The sequence below is a fragment of the Legionella steelei genome, from assembly GCF_001468005.1.
Classification (GTDB): Bacteria; Pseudomonadota; Gammaproteobacteria; order Legionellales; family Legionellaceae; genus Legionella; species Legionella steelei.
In genome coordinates this window covers 399,715-417,516 of the sequence record NZ_LNYY01000019.1, presented here as the reverse complement: position 1 = coordinate 417,516, position 17,802 = coordinate 399,715, and the positions used below count along the sequence as shown (strand labels likewise).

The following is a 17,802-nucleotide window of genomic DNA, read 5'->3' as shown; positions in this document are numbered from 1 at the left end:
ACTTTAACAATTTTTACAAAAAGTTAACAATCCAGGATATGTGCTAGACACGTATATGCTCGCGTAAATGAATGTTGCACTCCAAGAGTGCAATTATTTTTCTTTTTTAGGTGGCTTAAAGTTATTGTTTTGAGATATTTCTTTGGCCAACTCATTCCCTGCTTTAACGTCCGCATCAGATAGTTTATTTTTCAACATCTTCAGCTCTTTTATTGCTTCCTGATTTTTGCTCTGTGCCGCAATCTTAAACAAGGCATAAGCTTTTATCCAATCTTTATCAACACCCAATCCAGCAAGGTACATATAACCTAATTTGGCTTGTCCAACTGGATTTCCTTGAGCAGCAGATTTAGTAAACCAATATGCCGCTTGTTCGTAATCCTTATCAATTCCAGTTCCTGTTAGAAGTAATTGCCCCATTTCGACTTGCGCTTCAGATTGTCCGCTAAGCGCTGCAGCCTGGTACCAGTATGCAGCTTTTTGTGGATCTGCCTCAACGCCATAGCCTTTAAGATAGTAATAAGCCAGATAAGTTTCTGCTTTGACATGTCCCTGATTGGCTGCCTGGGAAAACCAATAAAATGCTAGTTTATCATCTTGAGCAACACCTGGTTGTTGTCCGGTATACAAAAGACCTAAGCTATACTCAGCTCGCACATCACCCTGCTCTGCAGCTTTCTGATACCAATATAAAGCCTTATTAATATCTTTTGTAGTTCCTTCACCCAAAATGTAGTCATAGGCAAGATTTACCTGTGCTTTACTGTATCCTTGCTTTGCAGATTTTTCGAACCACTCGAAGGCAGTTTTTTTATTTTCTTTAACACCATCACCCGTTACATACATTAGACCAATGTTTCTCTGTGCGATCGCATTACCTTGGTTTGCTGACTTCATATACCATTTAAATGCCTCTGGAAAATTTTGCTTTATTCCTTGTCCCAGATCGTACATAAAACCGAGACTCAGTTGTGCCAAAGCATTATTTTTATCTGCTGATTTTTGATACCAACTTATTGCTTCAGTATAGTTTTTAGCGATACCTTCACCGTATTGATACATGCGGCCAACTAAATACATGGCCTCAGGATTTCCATCCCGTGCTGATTGCATTAAATAAGGATAAGCAGTGGTGTAATCTCCATTTTCATAGGCTGCAAAACCAACAATCTCACTCCCTGCAAAAGCAGTATTCACTACCAGCAATGCTGCCAAAATTACCCTGCGCATGCCGTTGTCTCCGATCAATCCTCTTACCTAAAGCGTAGAATAAAGAATCAACAAAGCAAGTAACAATGATTTTAATAAGGACACAATGCCATTTAAATAGACTTCGGAAATTATAATAAGTGCTGCCTTTGTCAAGCGCGCACTTACGTTTACATTAATGAGCACACCCAAGTGCATTGTGTAAATTTTTTTGAGATTTTCTTGCAGGATATACACAGGACATTAAGTCCTGAGGTATCCACATTTTCGCTCGCCTCTCTCCTTAGGATGAGGGGAAATAAAAAAGTGAGAATACCTCAGGTATTAAATCCTGAACTTATTTTCCGGCAATCATCATTTTTTCAATTAATACGGATCCACATCGTGTTGCAATATTTGGATTAATATCGTTACCTACAGCAAGAATGGCTTTGAATATATCCTTTAAATTCCCTGCAATAGTAATTTCATCAACTGGATATTGGATTTTACCATTTTCAATCCAATAGCCGCTGGCGCCCCGTGAATAATCACCCGTTACAATATTTACTCCTTGTCCCATCAATTCGGTAACCAATAACCCTTTGCCCATTATTTTTAATACATCGGCCAGATCGCCTGCTGTAGGATCAATTGTTAAATTATGAACTCCATCGGCATTTGCAGTGGTTTTTAATCCCATTCTGCGAGCAGAATAACTACCTAATGTGTATTGCATCACACGACCATTTTCAACCAGAATATTAGGTCGTGTTGGAACTCCTTCACTATCAAATGGGGAACTACCCAAAGCACCTAGTAAGTGAGGCTGCTCATAAATACGAATAAACTCTGGAAATACTTGTTGCCCTATAGAATCCAACAAGAACGTATTTTTTCTATAAAGATTTGAACCACTAATTGCACTAATAAAACTTGCAAATAAACCACTAGAAATACGTGACGAAAAAATAACAGGGGTTGCTTGAGTTGCAATCTGCCGTGCATCTAAACGACTTATCGCGCGATCAACGGCATTTTTTGCAATAATATAAGGGTCAACTAAATCTTGTGAATTACGTACCGTTGTATAGTCATAATCACGTTGCATTTCCTCGCCTGATTTTGCAATTAAGGAGCAACTTAGCCCATGACGGGTACTATGGATGAATCCAGATCCACCATGTGTATTAGCAAATCCATGATGTGATTCATAAGACGATACGTTCACACCATCTGAATTAGTTATTCGCTTATCTAGTGATAATGCATATTTTTCACATTTTAAAGCCATTTCAATTGCTTGTTGTGGATTTATATCCCAAGGATGATATAAATCAAGATCTGGATGATTTTTAGACATCAATTCTTTATCTGCTAGTCCAAAACATGGATCTTCGGCACTGACTCGCGCGATGTCACATGCTGCTTTTACCATTGCCTCCAAAGCTGCAGGTGACGTATCTGTACTACTTGCCCCACCTTTACGCTGGCCAATATAAACCGACAAACCAACACCTTTATCCTCGCTAAATGCAACAGTTTCAACCTCTCCCATACGCACATCAACTGAAAAACCCTTATCATTATTTACTGCGACCATAGCGTCAGTTGCGCCTTCTTTTTTAGCAAGTTCAAGCACCTCATTCATCAAACGGGTTAAATCTGTTGTTGACTTATGTGCTTCACTATTGTTATGTTGCGTTTTTATTTGCATAAGAGATTCCGTGGTATTGAATGATGTACATAAGGATACAATAACATGTCTTCACAAACCAATGTTTATCCTGCAAACAAATCATATTTGTTCCGTTTACTCTTTGTTCTTTGTATCGTCTTTACACCCCTTCATTCTTCCTATGCTGAAGGATACTGGCGTAAATTAAGTGCCGGCATTGAATATCAGGATCTTTCTGGTGGTATTCTTTCACCCTGGGCACATATTTATGCATTTCGTATTGATCTCAATAAAAATAAACTGGCCTTGATCAGCGCCAAAAAACTATCCTTAAAAAATGCCTCTGCAGATCAATTTGCTGAACACAGTAAAGCTCTTTTGAGTATTAATGGGGGTTTTTTTGATCATGAATTTAACCCACTTGGTCTAAGAATCAATAATAAGAAATTAATCAATCCTTTAAAACGAATTAGTTGGTGGGGAATTTTTTACGTAAAAAATAATACAGCGAATATTTCCAGCTTAAACCGTTTTAGCCATGACAGTGATATTGATTTTGCCATTCAAAGTGGACCACGATTATTAATTAAAGGAAAAATCCCCTCCCTCAAACCAGGCATAGCTGACCGTTCTGCGCTTGGAATCACTGCTGATGGGAGAGTCATTATTCTGGTTTCAACTAATACAGCAATGACTACGAACAAGCTTGCTCAATTACTTAAATCCCCGCCCTTATCGTGTATTGATGCGATTAACCTGGATGGAGGAAGCTCAAGCCAACTTTATGCTCACATTGGCTCATTCTTGCTAAATGTTCACGGCTTTTCTAATGTCAGTGATGCAATTATTGTAAAAAAACGTAATTAAGGTTAGCCGTTAATCGTAACTGATTTTTTCTTTCATAGTTTCCTCAAGTTACGGTTTACCCTAATCCAGGATACATCTCTTTTATAAAGAACAATGTGAATAAACCCACAACTTATCCACAATATACTCCCATATTATTCTCTTGACCATTAAGCAAAAACACATTATCTTGTTATTTTACACCAAGAACAACCCAATATGTTGTGCTATAATCAGATTAATAGTGAATAAATTTAGTTGCCTGTTAATAATAAAATAACAATAAAAATGCGTGGAGGAAAAATGTCCGCAACTCTTGATCCGGTAAATGATGTACCGCAAGCGAGTCAACTGGAATTGACCGCTAATGCCCCTGGTATATTAAAAACCATTAAGCGCAATGGTAAAGTAGTAAATTATGATGATTCGAAAATTAAAGTGGCAATCACTAAGGCATTTATTGCTGACGAAGGTGGTACAGCCTCTACCTCAGATCGTATTCATCAACAAATTGAAGAACTTACCCATCAAATAACGCAAGTGTTTAAACGTCGCTTACCCAGTGGTGGTGCAGTTCATATTGAGGACATTCAGGATCAAGTCGAATTAGCACTCATGCGCACTGGTCATTACAAAGTTGCTCGCGCTTATGTGTTGTACCGAGAAGAACATCGTAAAGCACGCGCAAATGAATTAAAACAACAAGCTAATGACAATAAATCCCTTTTAATTACAATGCCTGATGGTGAATTAAAGCCATTGGATACTGAGCGCTTGAACACGATTGTTGATGAAGCATGTCGTAATTTAGAACATGTTCAAGCAGAGCCTGTCATCAAAGACGCAATGCGCAACCTTTACAATCAAGCAAAATTTGAAGATGTGCACAAAGCATTGATTATGGCAGCACGCACATTGGTTGAAAAAGAGCCGAACTATACCTATGTCAGTGCCCGCTTGTTATTAGACAGCTTGCGTATAGAAGCACTCGCTAAACTAGAAATCCAAGCAGATGCAACCTTTGATGAGATGAGTAAACTCTATCCAGCTTATTTCAAAGTGTATATTGCTCACGGCATCAAACAAGGAATGCTGGATGCGAAAATGGCCGACTTTGATTTAGAAAAACTCGGCAAAGCCCTGTTACCTGAACGCGATATGAAGTTCAGTTATTTGAGTTTACAAACCTTATATGATCGCTACTTCATTCATGACCATGGCGTACGTTATGAATTGCCTCAGGCATTCTTTATGCGTGTTGCTATGGGGTTAGCTATGCGTGAACAAGATAAAGATAATAAAGCCATTGAGTTTTATCAATTGCTGTCTTCTTTTGATTACATGTCATCAACACCGACTCTGTTTAATTCAGGAACCGTTAGACCTCAATTATCCAGTTGCTACTTGACTACTGTTCCTGATCATTTGGATGGTATTTATAGTGCCATTAAAGATAATGCCCTGCTTTCCAAATATGCTGGCGGTTTGGGTAATGACTGGACTCCAGTTCGTGCAATGGGTTCACACATTAAAGGCACCAATGGGAAGTCACAAGGCGTAGTTCCTTTCTTAAATGTTGCTGACGCAACCGCAGTTGCAGTCAACCAAGGTGGTAAGCGCAAAGGAGCAGTCTGTGCTTATCTGGAATGCTGGCATAAAGATGTAGAAGAGTTCCTTGAGTTAAGAAAAAATACTGGGGATGATCGTCGTCGTACGCACGATATGAATACTGCATTGTGGATACCTGATTTATTTATGGCTCGTGTACGTGAAAATGGGGATTGGACTTTATTCTCACCTGATGAAGTACCTACTTTGCATGATCAATATGGTAAAGCCTTTGAAGCACTCTATCGTGAGTATGAAGAAAAAGCACGTCAAGGTCTCATAAAAAATGCAAAAACATTATCTGCAGTCAAGCTGTGGCGTAAAATGTTATCCATGCTTTTTGAAACTGGCCATCCATGGATGACCTTTAAAGATCCATGCAACTTACGTTCACCACAACAACATGCTGGTGTCGTTCATAGCTCGAATTTGTGTACGGAGATTACGTTAAATACCTCCGAAGAAGAGATTGCTGTATGTAATCTGGGCAGTGTCAATCTTCCTGCGCACATCACAAAGGGCAAGCTGGATACTGAAAAATTAAAGCGCACCATTAAAACAGCTATTCGTATGCTGGATAACGTCATTGATATTAACTATTACTCTGTGCCACAAGCACGTAACTCCAACTTGAAGCATAGACCAATTGGTTTAGGCTTAATGGGATTCCAAGATGCTTTGTATGAATTAAAAATTGATTATGCTTCCCCAGAAGCTGTGGAGTTTGCAGACTCATCCATGGAATTAATCAGTTATTATGCAATTGAAGCCTCTTGTGATTTGGCTGCAGAACGAGGTAGTTATTCCAGTTACGAAGGTTCTTTATGGAGTAAAGGCATACTACCAATTGATTCTATTAACCTGCTACAACAAGCACGTAACAAATACTTAGAACAAGATCGTTCACAACGTTTAGACTGGGAAAGTTTACGCATTAAAGTGCGTACCCAGGGAATGCGTAACTCCAATGTGATGGCTATAGCACCTACAGCTACAATTTCCAATATTTGTGGCGTATCACAATCCATTGAGCCTACGTACCAGAACTTGTATGTCAAATCCAATTTGTCCGGAGAATTCACTGTCGTAAATCCTTATTTGGTTGCGGATTTGAAAGCCTTGAATCTTTGGGATGAAGTAATGGTCAATGATTTGAAATACTTTAATGGTAGCGTACAACCAATCAGCCGTATTCCTGCTGACTTAAAACAACGTTATGCCACTTCCTTTGAAATTGACCCCATTTGGTTAGTTGATGCGGCTTCTCGTCGTCAAAAATGGATCGATCAAGCACAGTCATTGAACATCTACATGGCTCAACCATCAGGTAAAAAACTGGACCAACTCTACATGCATGCATGGATACGTGGATTAAAAACTACTTATTATTTGCGTAGCTTAGGTGCATCCAACGCAGAGAAATCCACAGTGACTGATGGTGCACTCAATGCGGTTAAAATAGCGGAGGAACCTAAGGTATGCTCCATTCTCGATCCAGACTGTGAAGCGTGCCAATAATCAGGAGAATTTAAATGTCAGAAAATATCATACAACAACAAGATATAATTCATACTGGTGCAACAGGATATGAACCTCTTGAAATGGGCGCAGCACGTATTCACGTTGATGATAAACGTATCATCAACTGCCGGGCTGACTTAAACCAACTCGTCCCTTTTAAATATAAATGGGCTTGGGATAAGTATTTAACTGCTTGTGCAAACCACTGGATGCCCAATGAAATCAACATGAGCGCTGACGTGGCGCTCTGGAAAGATCCTAATGGACTTACAGAAGCCGAGCGTTTGATTATCAAACGTAATTTGGGATTTTTCTCAACAGCAGATTCATTGGTTGCGAATAATCTGGTACTCGCCGTTTATCGACATATTACGAATCCTGAATGCAGACAATACTTATTACGTCAGGCATTTGAGGAAGCATTGCATACGCATGCGTACCAATACGTCATTGAAAGTTTGGGACTTGATGAAGCAGAAGTCTTTAATATGTATCGTGAAATCCCATCCGTAGCGACTAAAGCCGCTTGGGCATTACCCTTTACTCAAAGCTTGGGTGATGAAACATTCCATACCGGTAGCATACAAGATGACCAGCGCTTATTGCGTGATTTAATTGCCTTCTATGTAATATTTGAAGGAATCTTCTTCTATGTTGGTTTCACACAAATCCTCTCCATGGGGCGTCGCAATAAAATGGTAGGAACTTCAGAGCAGTTCCAATATATTTTGCGTGATGAATCCATGCATATGAATTTCGGTATTGATGTCATCAACCAAATTAAAATTGAGAACCCACATTTATGGACACCTGAATTCAAAGAAGAAATAATCCAACTGATCCGTCAAGGTGTGGAAATGGAGTATCAATATGCCAAAGACACCATGCCTCAAGGCATATTGGGAATGAATGCAGAAATGTTTGAAGAATACATACACTTCATTGCGAACCGTCGTTTAAACCAAATTGGATTGCAAGAACAATACCCTGGTGCTGAAAACCCATTCCCCTGGATGAGTGAAATGATGGACTTGAAAAAAGAGAAAAATTTCTTTGAAACTCGCGTCATTGAATATCAAGCAGGTGGTACTTTAAGCTGGGATGACGAAGATTAATTCTTTTATTAAACCGATAGTCTACGTACCGTGCTTTATGCGCGGGACGTAGAAATGATCATAGTCCCCTCGTAATTCAAGTAACGACATCTCAATAAAATTCACTCCTTCAACAAGTAAAAAAGATGGCATTTTTCTTTACTATATTCCTATAGTACAATCTTAAAGCAGTCGAATACAAAATCGACAAGCACAAATGGAATTGTTTATTTAATCTGGCACAACACATGAGGTGACCTATGGCCAAGAACAAGGAAGATGATACTAATTATAGCTTTTTACTCAAATACATGGCTGCACTCACTACCGCAGCTCTAGTTGCAGCAGGAATTATTGCCGCAGTAATACTAAAATCTGCTGCAGCAGCCACAGCAATCGCTGCGAAAACCCTGCTTTTATCACCCTTTGCTTTTACACCTGTAGCCCCAATTGCATTGATTGCGGTTGGACTCTTATTTGTATTGCCCTTTTTATTTGGTTGTAACAACAACACGCAGACTACGATAAGAACGACCACAACTCCTGGGTATAGAGGTTACGGGGGATACAGAGGGTACAGAAATTATAGTTTTTATTCCACTGATCCTGGCTATTCTTCTTATTATGATACCGATGCCAATAGTAGCGTATACATCGGTAGCGAACGCTCACACGGACATCCTTCTTCTCAAGGTACTATTCCTGTGCACGATAGCATGCACAGTCATAGCCACAATGGAAGTCATACACATGGTCATGATGGCAACCATACGCATGGTCATGATGGCGCTCATAGGCCTTTTTAAATGAGTTCATTTCCCAATAATCAATGTTCTTGTAGCCTGGGTGGAACGAACGTGAAACCCGGGTTTCGGTCCTTTGGACCTTCACCCAGGCTACCCGTTGTTGTCAAAAAATAAACATAGGCCCCAGCAATGTAACCGGAGCTTCTCTACATTTTAGATAATGTATATTCGTGGGCACATACATTTCATTTTATCCTCACAAAGAGGAAATACCCACCTTTTTGTGCTATAATTGACCAATCGTATTTTATGTAAAAATACTACTTATGGACATATGAAAAGTAGGAGGGATTCAAAATGAAAATTTTACTAACGGCGTTACTATTAACATTCACTACAGCTGCATTAGCTGACGACAGTGTGATTGTTACACAAACCAAAAGTTGGCAAAGTGTTCCTATCACTGTAAATGAACAGGCTCATACTTATACTATTGAAAAAGGAGTCGCGTTGCCTGAAGGTGAGTTTTATTATACTTACCCAGGTTACCGTTGTTTAAAAGAGAAAAAAGACATTGTTGGTGTTAATGCGCTCATATTCCGTGCTGGTATTCCTGGTGGAAACAATATATATTGTTATTCAGAGTAAACTCCACTAAAAGCTCTATATAAAGCATAGCCGAGATAATTCTCGGTTACGCTCTTTATAAAACCATTCCATTTACCTGACTGTCCCAAAGCCTTTTGAAATAGCCCTGCTCCTTATTTACTAATTCATTAAAAGTCCCTTCTTCAATAATCGCCCCACCCTCCATCACTACAATTCGATCCATGTGTCGAATTGTAGACAATCTATGAGCAATTGCTATGACCGTAGCATTGTTTTGTTCGAGCATTGCATTAATCGATTGTTGAATTTCTTGTTCTGACAGCGTATCCAGACTTGAGGTCGCTTCGTCTAAAACCACAAGTGACGCATTTTTCAAAAAAGCACGTGCAATTGCAATACGTTGACGCTGTCCTCCAGAAAGCTTCACGCCACGCTCACCAACTAAGGTGTCATATTTTTCTGGCAATAATTCAATAAAATCATCGATATTCGCCATCGCAGCAGCGCGCTTTATCTCTTCAAGTGTTGCATTTTCTTTCGCATAACCAATGTTCTCCCCGATAGAACGGTGAAAAAGCATAATATCTTGGGGAATAAGTGCTATTTGCTGGCGCAAAGAATCTGAAGTAATCTCAGAAATCGGTTTATCATCGATTAAGATTTGTCCCTCAGTTGGCCTAAAATTCTTGAGTAATAAAGAAATCAGTGTTGACTTACCTGCACCAGAATGACCAACCAAGCCAATTTTTTCTCCTGGTTTGATTAATAAATTAAGATTCTTAAATACAGAAGTTCCTTCGCCATATGCAAAAGAAAGCTTGCGAAACTCAATTTTCCCCTGATGTATTGAGTATGCTTGTGCATGGTGTTCATCAATCTCATCATGTGGCATCGCTAAAATACTAAAAGATGATTTGAAATCCCCTATTTCTTTTAAAAACGTACACAGACTGCTCATAAGTGCCCATAAATCAAAAGAAATAGCAATGGCAGTGAGCATGACAAACAAAAAGTCTCCTGTAGAGATCACCCCATGTGTTCGTAGATAAATCATAAATATAAAAATGGCAATCAGCATGAACCAATAAAGTACGGATCCAACAACATTAAATTTAAAATCATACTGATAAAGGGCAATTTGCCGAGGCACAAAATCATCTGACATCAGCTCATTCACCCGTCGATGCTCGGCACGTCGTTTTGCGAAATAAAATAGAGAAAAAATATTGGTAATATTATCTGAAAAAGACCCCATGACCTGGTGTTTGCTCTCTGCCATATCATTCGACAGTTGATTCAATTTAAGCGCCATGGGCAGCATGATTATCATAACCAACACACACCAAGCCAACATAAAACAAAACACACTGAAATTGACAACCAGCAAGACAAAAACAGAAACAACAACGACACAAAGATGTTTTCCAACAATATGATGAAGATTGGCGAACACACTATCGTATCCATCCAATAACCCTTTCAGTTTACTAAGTACCGTACCACTAGGCGTATTTTGAAAATAGGTATACGAATGATGCTGTACATAATTGTAAGCAGAAGATAACAATCTTTGCCGTGCATATGGCTCTGCCTTCCATTCAGCAAAATCACTAATGCGCCAAACAACATCCAATACAATTTGTGCGGTGATAAACAGCACAATAGGAAACACTAATTGGTAGTATGAAGTGATCGTTTCATTAGAAAATGCATCAACCAGCAGTTTAAAAGAATAATTATTCGCAAAAATATAAAACGCGGTGAGCAACGGTGCCTGAAACATTAAAACATACCACCAGCGATATGGTTTAATGACTTGCCATAAAAAATTCCAGGCTGAATGAAATGGATGTTTTAGATCGAAAGTGTCCATTACAGATGCTCAAAAAAATAGGCATTTCATTATACCATAATTAACATGCAAAATGATCACAATTAATTCATTTTCGATGCATTCATAACTTCGGAAGTTGTTATTTTTCAAGGATAACGGTAGACTTACCGCGTCAATCAAGGTCCCGGTGGCACAGCTGGATAGCGCAGCCCCCTCCTAAGGGGCAGGTCGGAGGTTCAAATCCTCTCCGGGACGCCAGTAAGACTTTATGTAAAATAACTCCAATCTTTTTAGTTTACAGGGTACAAATTGCATGAATGTACCTACTCTTCCAGATATATTGTTGGCTATGGAAGTTTAATCAATGAGACATCTAAAAAGAACAGCTCTATCTGCTGAGAGTGTTCCCATTTTGATAAAATGATATAAGAAAATATGGGCAGGACACACTAATTTACCTGGAGTTAATGCCACGTTTTTTATCCGCCATTGAAAATGCAAACTCACAATGAGATCGGGTACGTGAGTAAATAATAAAAAATAAATGATCTAAAAAAAGTCAACTATAATTATATTAATTACCAATAAATTGGTTTAGATAAAATAATATGAAAGCAGTTTATCTCTTCAGTATTTATATTCTAAAGGGACTAAAGCTCCTAGTATGGTGTTTTATATTAACTCTATTTCTGGGAATTATTGCGCCTTATATCAGTAACTTGTCCTCTTACTCTTTTTTAAAACCGGTAATTCAAACCGACAAAGCAATTAATGTCACTATAAAACACTATATACCTACACGAGTGGCTGGTTGGGATCTTTCCAGAGCGATTCCAATAATTGGCTTGTTGATTCTATCCTCCATTCTTTCTAATTACATTCTTTTAATCCAAAAAGCAAAAATGATGCGTAGCTTAAATGAGTTTAAAAAACAAGCTATAACAAAAGAACAACAAACTTTAGTTAAAAAGATAGAAGAAACCCTTGATAAAGATGAACCTAAGGAAAAAAACAGACAAACGCTTTTAAAGGAATTTGCCCAACTTAAAAAAGAACTTGAAAAAACAGGTAGAAACCTCTCATTTTTAGCAATTGACGTGGTAGATTCTACTAACATGAAGATTGGCGAAGATCCGACAATTGTTGAAAATGATTTTAATCAATATCATGATTTCATTTTATGCAAGATTAAAGAGCATGGCTACATTAAAGCAAGCTGGACACCTGACGGAGTCATGTGTTGTTTTAATACAACAGAACAAGCCTTTGAAGCGGCAAAAGACATTCTATCGAGTTTACCTGATTTTAATCAGTCAACTAAAATGATGAAACAAGATTTTCATATTCGGTGTGGGATAAATACTGGTTTTGTATATTATGATTTATCAACCCCATTAGAAGAGTTTAGTGATAGAGTCATTGACATTGCTGGACACATGCAAAAAAATGCTCTTCCTGATACTATTCTTGTAGCTAAGGATCTTGTTAAACCCATTAAATCTTATGAGGTATTTTCATCTAACAATATAGTCGATGGCCTTGAAGCATTAGAGTGGCGAATCACAAAATGATATAGCCCATTATTTGAGTGTGAGTCCAATACCATTAGCTATAAACCTCACCAGTTCTTACGATGGCTTGCGCCATCTCTCACAGCTCAACTGTTTATGAAGTTAGTTAGAGGAGGCGTGTTTTTTTGTTTCCTCACAGATTCGACAAGTACCTCTGCCAATACTTAAATACTCGATACCTAAACTTGTTAGATACTCACGATTATATATATTTCTACCATCAAAAATAACAGGATATTTTAACGATTTTTTTATTAGTTGAAAATCAGGGTTTAAGAAGTCCTCCCATTCAGTAACAATTATTAGCGCATCCACACCTATCAAGGCATCTTCTTTGCTCGTGCAGAAAATTAAATCGTCCCGTGTCCCAAATAAGGCTCTAGCTTCAGGCATGGCAGCTGGATCATAAGCTCTAACCTTGGCGCCGTGCTGCCATAATTCTTGTAATAAGGTAATGCTGACGGCATCACGCATATCAGAGGAATTGGGCTTAAATGCCAGCCCCCATACAGCAATCGTTTTATCATACAAATACTCATTAAAATATCGAAACACTTTGTAAAATAAGACATGTTTTTGCCGTTCATTTACTCGCTCGATTGCATTTAGTATTGGAAAAGAATAATGAATTCTTTTTTCAGCTTTTAACAGTGCTTTAATATCTTTGGAAAAACAGGATCCTCCATAACCACCGCCAGCACTAAGAAAAAAAGGATTAATACGTTCATCCGCCCCCATTCCTTCTTTTATACTATTGATATTTGCACCCATATAGTCAGCAATGTTAGCGATTTCATTAATAAAGCTTATTTTCAATGCTAGGAAAGTGTTAGAGGCATATTTAACGAGTTCAGCAGAACAGGTGCTCATGGTAATAAATTGCTTATCAGAAGTTAGTGTTGCTTTAAATAACTCTTTCATTTTATGAATAATATCAGGATCTTCAGAGCCAATGATAATGCGATTAGGATACATAAAATTATGAACAGCATTCCCTTCCTGTAAGAACTCAGGATTAAAAGCAATTCCTACTTTTATATTTGATTTTCTCTCAGCTAATTCGGTGTCAATAATGGCTTTTACTTTATGTGTTGTGCCTATAGGAATGGTTGATTTCGTGATGACGATACAGTCTTTGTCAATAAATTGACCAATATTTTTGCTCGCTGCAAAAACGTAAGATAAATCGGCAGAACCAGCCTCAGCAGGAGGTGTACCCACGGTGATAAATTGATAATCTCCATGTTGCACCGCTTTGACGGGATCAGTAGTGAATGAGATACGATTATTCGCTAAATTTTTCTTCAGCAATTCTTCCAGCCCTGGCTCAAAGAACGACACAATGCCTTCATTGAGTTGTTCAATTTTCTTTTCATCGGTATCAAGACAAATTACTTGATTACCAAGTTCAGCCAATCCGCTCCCTAAAACCAGTCCCACATATCCAATTCCGTGAACGGTGATTTTATTCATGCTTAAAAGGTCTCCCACAAGCGCGTCGCCAGTTTTTGAGAGCCTTCCAAAACATCCAACCCCAGAAGGAACAATACAAGCAACAAATATAACTCCGGCAGTCCCAGGACAATCCTAATCCGCTCATTTTTGAGCTCCCCTTGAGGTTCAAAAATAGCGCTACCACAAATAACTGACGCCTTTTCGCATGTCTTATACAGCAAAACATATGCTCCTAAGGCCACCAGGGACCAACCTCGCTCGTTCCTCACTTCCTTGGTTGAAAGCGAGTGAGGAAATGGATAACAATGTATAGTTAGTTGATACAATAGCAATTATAGTATAAATTTAAGTCAATGAAAGATTCAAATGAAAAGGGATTTATCAACCGCATGACAATTTCTTATTCAGAAAAACACTTTAGGCATGGAGCACAATCTTATGAAAACAGTAAAAACTGTATTAGTCGCCGGAGGTGCTGGTTTTATTGGCACAAACTTGTGTGAGGCACTGCTTGAACAAAATTACAAAGTGATCTGTTTAGACAATTTTTTTACTGGTACATTGGAAAATATTGCTCCTATGCAAGAAAATAAGAACTTTACTGTTATTGAGCATGATATTTGTACGCCGCTTGATTTAAAAAATATCGATGAAATTTATAATATTGCTTGTCCTGCATCACCCATCCAGTATCAAAAGGATCCACTTTTTACTATTAAAACCTCGGTTCTTGGCGCTTTCAATTTGTTGGAATTGGCTAGAAAGAATAGAGCGAAAATTTTGCAAACTTCCACATCAGAAGTCTATGGTGATCCAACCATACATCCACAACCAGAATCTTACTGGGGCAATGTGAATCCCATTGGACCTCGCGCTTGCTATGATGAAGGCAAGCGTTGTGCTGAAACTATTTTTACAAATTATCTACATAAATATGGTCTAGAGGTGAAAATTGCCCGGATTTTCAATACTTATGGTCCAAAAATGCAAGCAAATGATGGACGAGTGGTCAGTAATTTTGTCATTCAGGCATTACAAAACCAGGATCTCAGTGTCTATGGGACAGGCAATCAAACACGCAGTTTTTGCTATATCAGCGATTTAGTAGATGGATTGATCAAATTAATGGCTACCGATAAAGAGTGTTCTGGGCCAATTAACCTTGGGAACCCTAATGAATTTACGATTATGGAATTAGCGAAAATTATTATCGAATTAGTTGGTGGAACGACTCATACGGTATTTCACAGTTTGCCGATTGATGATCCAAAGCAACGACGACCGGATATTACATTGGCAAAAACCAAGTTAAATTGGCAGCCACAAGTTGATTTGCGAGATGGGTTAAAACGTACAATAGAATATTTTGCCAATAAACTTTCTTTACATAATTGAATTCATGATTAATTTTAATATAGTATGATTGAGATAATCGGCCTATTGAAATATAGTAATTGATTAAAGAGGATTCGGATGGAATGAGAGAAATTATCAAACTGGCATTAAGACCGTGGGTTGAATGCATAGCTAGACGATAAGAACTTACCACAAGGTATATATATTATGCATGGAGCTTTTAAAAAACAACTCTCCTTTTTTGTATTCCATTTAGTATCAAGTGCTGTTTTTGCCGACAATGCAAAAGCAATTGCATATAAGTCCTACCTCAAGGGGGTCAATTATGAGCAAGCCTTATATGCATTTGAAGCTAGAAATGCTTTCCGAAACGCATCGGCCCTCGACCCTAAAAATCCTGGTTATTTAACCCATGATGCTTGGTTTTTACATCTATTTGGCTTTACGGAGCAAGCCACCGTGGCTTTCCAGAAAGCATTGAACCACCCCCAAGGAACTAATATGTATCAGGGCTTAGCTTGGGATGAATTTTATTTGGGAAATCTTGCCGAATCTCAAAGAGATTTCAAACACTTTTACTCTTCTCGCTGGCTAAATAGTAACTATACCAATGCTTTCATTAAAGCTCCTCTGCTGGCCAATACAGAAAATGAATTAAAAATTTATGAACTGAAACAAAAGCTGGCACGCGATCCAAATAATTTAGCACTACAAAAAGATTTGTTTAATAATTACATATACCATAATGAATATAATCATGCGATCGCGCTCGGTAGAACCTTAATAGCCAACAAAAAAACTGATAATTTTACTCGGCTAGAATTTGCCAGAACATTGTTTAAGAATAAGCAATATGCTCTGGCAGCAGCTCAATATCAGCAGCTTATGCAACGATTTCCACACAATGCATTTCTCTCTTATGAATGGGGCAGCAAATTAGTTGAGCTTGGGCAATATGATGCTGCATATAAAATGTTAACCCAATCCCTAGATGATTATCCAAGTCCCGAAGCAAAAGAAGCTTTGGCGAAATTAGAAGCTCAAAAAGGAAATTGTGATACCGCATTCTATTTGCTATCGGATATATCGGATAAACGCAGTTCTGGCTACTTGTTGGGAATGGGTGATGTTTATCGCAAATGTGGGCAATACATGCGGGCAAATATTTATTATCAAAAAGTTTTACAGAAGTATCCTTACAACAGCGATGCGTTATGGGGTGTTTTATCGTCTACGGCTGCAGCACATGAATATGAAGGCAACCGAGTTGCCTACGATCGTTGGCAAGAAGTTTATAATTGGGAGCGCCCATTTTTGCAGCAGCAGCTGGTCGATTACTATCAGTCTCCTATGATACCAATCAGTGCGGACTTTTATGATAGTTCAAATACTTTTCGCCGCCAAGATGTTGGTGTAGCTGCTGATTTTTATGCAATGACCAATACCAGGCTAAATCTTTCAGAAGTTTATTCAGGATTCGAGCAAAATGGATTCGATAGTGTTTCTAGAAATATGGTGCAATTGCAAGGGTCAAAACTATTTACAGAGCATTGGCAGCTGTTTGCGGGAATTTCCGACAAAGTTTATAACAATGGCTTTAATAATCTTAATGGCAATGTAGCATTGAAATATTCTTGGTCAGAAACTCTGAATGCAACTATAACGTTCAACCATTCTGACATCATCGACACCGAACCTCCTTTTAGTATCCAAATTTACAATTATATTGTAGCGATTGGTGCGGTTGGTTTAAATATACGAACCGATGATTATAGTGGTACAATGTATTATCAGCCGACACAAAATTTATCTTTATGGGGCAAAGGGATTTATGGTAAATACTCTGACGGCAATAACCGAACTCAAGCAAGTTTTGAAGCGAACTATAAACTGATAAATATTCCTGAGGTAAGAATTATATACGATTTCTTTTACCTCAATTATTCCAACCCTGCCCCGATATTTACTCAAAACAATCACAGTCAATCAGCATATTATGACCCGATAGATTTTCAGGTTCATACAGGGAAAGTGCGAATAGAACATTTTGTCACATCAAAATTACGGATGGGGATTGAAGATGGATTGTCCTTTTTTCCACAAAATTCTAGTTATGGAAATGCAGTAGCCGGATATATGGATTATAAAATCATCACCCATTTGGGAATGAGATTGGGCGCACAATATTATAATCAAAATAACAGCATTTTTAGAACAAGTCGCAACGGTGGGTCTTTTTGGGCAAAGGCTGCAAGCCTTTCATTTATTTATAAAGTATAAACTGATGGAGACATTT

Annotated in this window: 12 protein-coding genes and 1 tRNA gene; 9 read left to right on the top strand and 4 right to left on the bottom strand. The window is 38.2% G+C overall.

Features of this window, described 5'->3' with window-relative positions:
- Window positions 1-93: 93 nt before the first annotated feature.
- Together Lste_RS06015 and pmbA are read right to left on the bottom strand one after the other, a co-directional pair.
- The gene (locus tag Lste_RS06015) at window positions 94-1,230 is read right to left on the bottom strand and encodes a tetratricopeptide repeat protein (protein ID WP_058510153.1); all 1,137 of its coding nucleotides are present in this window, start codon (window positions 1,228-1,230) and stop codon (window positions 94-96) included.
- Window positions 1,231-1,546: 316 nt separating this feature from the next.
- Entirely contained in the window at window positions 1,547-2,905 is a 1,359-nt protein-coding gene (pmbA, locus tag Lste_RS06005; RefSeq protein ID WP_058510151.1) for a metalloprotease PmbA, read from the bottom strand.
- Window positions 2,906-2,950: 45 nt separating this feature from the next.
- Between pmbA and Lste_RS06000 the strand changes: the two genes are divergently transcribed.
- The 5 genes from Lste_RS06000 to Lste_RS05980 all read left to right on the top strand — a co-directional run bounded on the left by Lste_RS06000 (window position 2,951) and on the right by Lste_RS05980 (window position 9,329).
- Window positions 2,951-3,733 carry a phosphodiester glycosidase family protein gene (locus Lste_RS06000; protein WP_058510150.1) on the top strand — a complete coding sequence of 261 codons (783 nt, stop codon included), beginning with the start codon at window positions 2,951-2,953 and terminating at the stop codon, window positions 3,731-3,733.
- A 282-nt stretch (window positions 3,734-4,015) separates the two neighbouring features.
- Window positions 4,016-6,838, top strand: coding sequence for a ribonucleoside-diphosphate reductase subunit alpha (locus Lste_RS05995; RefSeq protein WP_058510149.1), 2,823 nt, complete (start codon window positions 4,016-4,018; stop codon window positions 6,836-6,838).
- 14 nt (window positions 6,839-6,852) lie between these two features.
- Window positions 6,853-7,956 (top strand): ribonucleotide-diphosphate reductase subunit beta, encoded by a 1,104-nt coding sequence (locus Lste_RS05990; protein WP_058510148.1) that lies wholly within the window; start codon window positions 6,853-6,855, stop codon window positions 7,954-7,956.
- A gap of 239 nt (window positions 7,957-8,195) precedes the next feature.
- The gene (locus Lste_RS05985; protein WP_058510147.1) at window positions 8,196-8,741 is read left to right on the top strand and encodes a hypothetical protein; all 546 of its coding nucleotides are present in this window, start codon (window positions 8,196-8,198) and stop codon (window positions 8,739-8,741) included.
- Window positions 8,742-9,038: 297 nt separating this feature from the next.
- Window positions 9,039-9,329 carry a hypothetical protein gene (locus tag Lste_RS05980; protein ID WP_058510146.1) on the top strand — a complete coding sequence of 97 codons (291 nt, stop codon included), beginning with the start codon at window positions 9,039-9,041 and terminating at the stop codon, window positions 9,327-9,329.
- Between the two features lie 55 nt (window positions 9,330-9,384).
- Here the strand turns inward: Lste_RS05980 and Lste_RS05975 are convergent, their stop codons facing one another.
- Window positions 9,385-11,163, bottom strand: a complete 1,779-nt coding sequence (locus Lste_RS05975) for an ABC transporter ATP-binding protein (protein WP_058510145.1) — start codon at window positions 11,161-11,163, stop codon at window positions 9,385-9,387.
- A 142-nt stretch (window positions 11,164-11,305) separates the two neighbouring features.
- Between Lste_RS05975 and Lste_RS05970 the strand changes: the two genes are divergently transcribed.
- Together Lste_RS05970 and Lste_RS05965 are read left to right on the top strand one after the other, a co-directional pair.
- Window positions 11,306-11,382 (top strand) — tRNA-Arg (locus Lste_RS05970).
- Between the two features lie 350 nt (window positions 11,383-11,732).
- Entirely contained in the window at window positions 11,733-12,695 is a 963-nt protein-coding gene (locus tag Lste_RS05965) for an adenylate/guanylate cyclase domain-containing protein (RefSeq protein WP_058510144.1), read from the top strand.
- Between the two features lie 102 nt (window positions 12,696-12,797).
- Here the strand turns inward: Lste_RS05965 and Lste_RS05960 are convergent, their stop codons facing one another.
- Entirely contained in the window at window positions 12,798-14,168 is a 1,371-nt protein-coding gene (locus Lste_RS05960; RefSeq protein WP_058510143.1) for a UDP-glucose dehydrogenase family protein, read from the bottom strand.
- Between the two features lie 420 nt (window positions 14,169-14,588).
- On the opposite strand from Lste_RS05960, the gene Lste_RS05950 reads away from it, so the two are divergent.
- Window positions 14,589-15,545: a UDP-glucuronic acid decarboxylase family protein gene (locus Lste_RS05950; protein ID WP_058510141.1), complete on the top strand. Its 957-nt coding sequence runs from the start codon at window positions 14,589-14,591 to the stop codon at window positions 15,543-15,545.
- 168 nt (window positions 15,546-15,713) lie between these two features.
- The gene (locus Lste_RS05945) at window positions 15,714-17,786 is read left to right on the top strand and encodes a tetratricopeptide repeat protein (RefSeq protein ID WP_058510140.1); all 2,073 of its coding nucleotides are present in this window, start codon (window positions 15,714-15,716) and stop codon (window positions 17,784-17,786) included.
- Window positions 17,787-17,802: the final 16 nt, after the last annotated feature.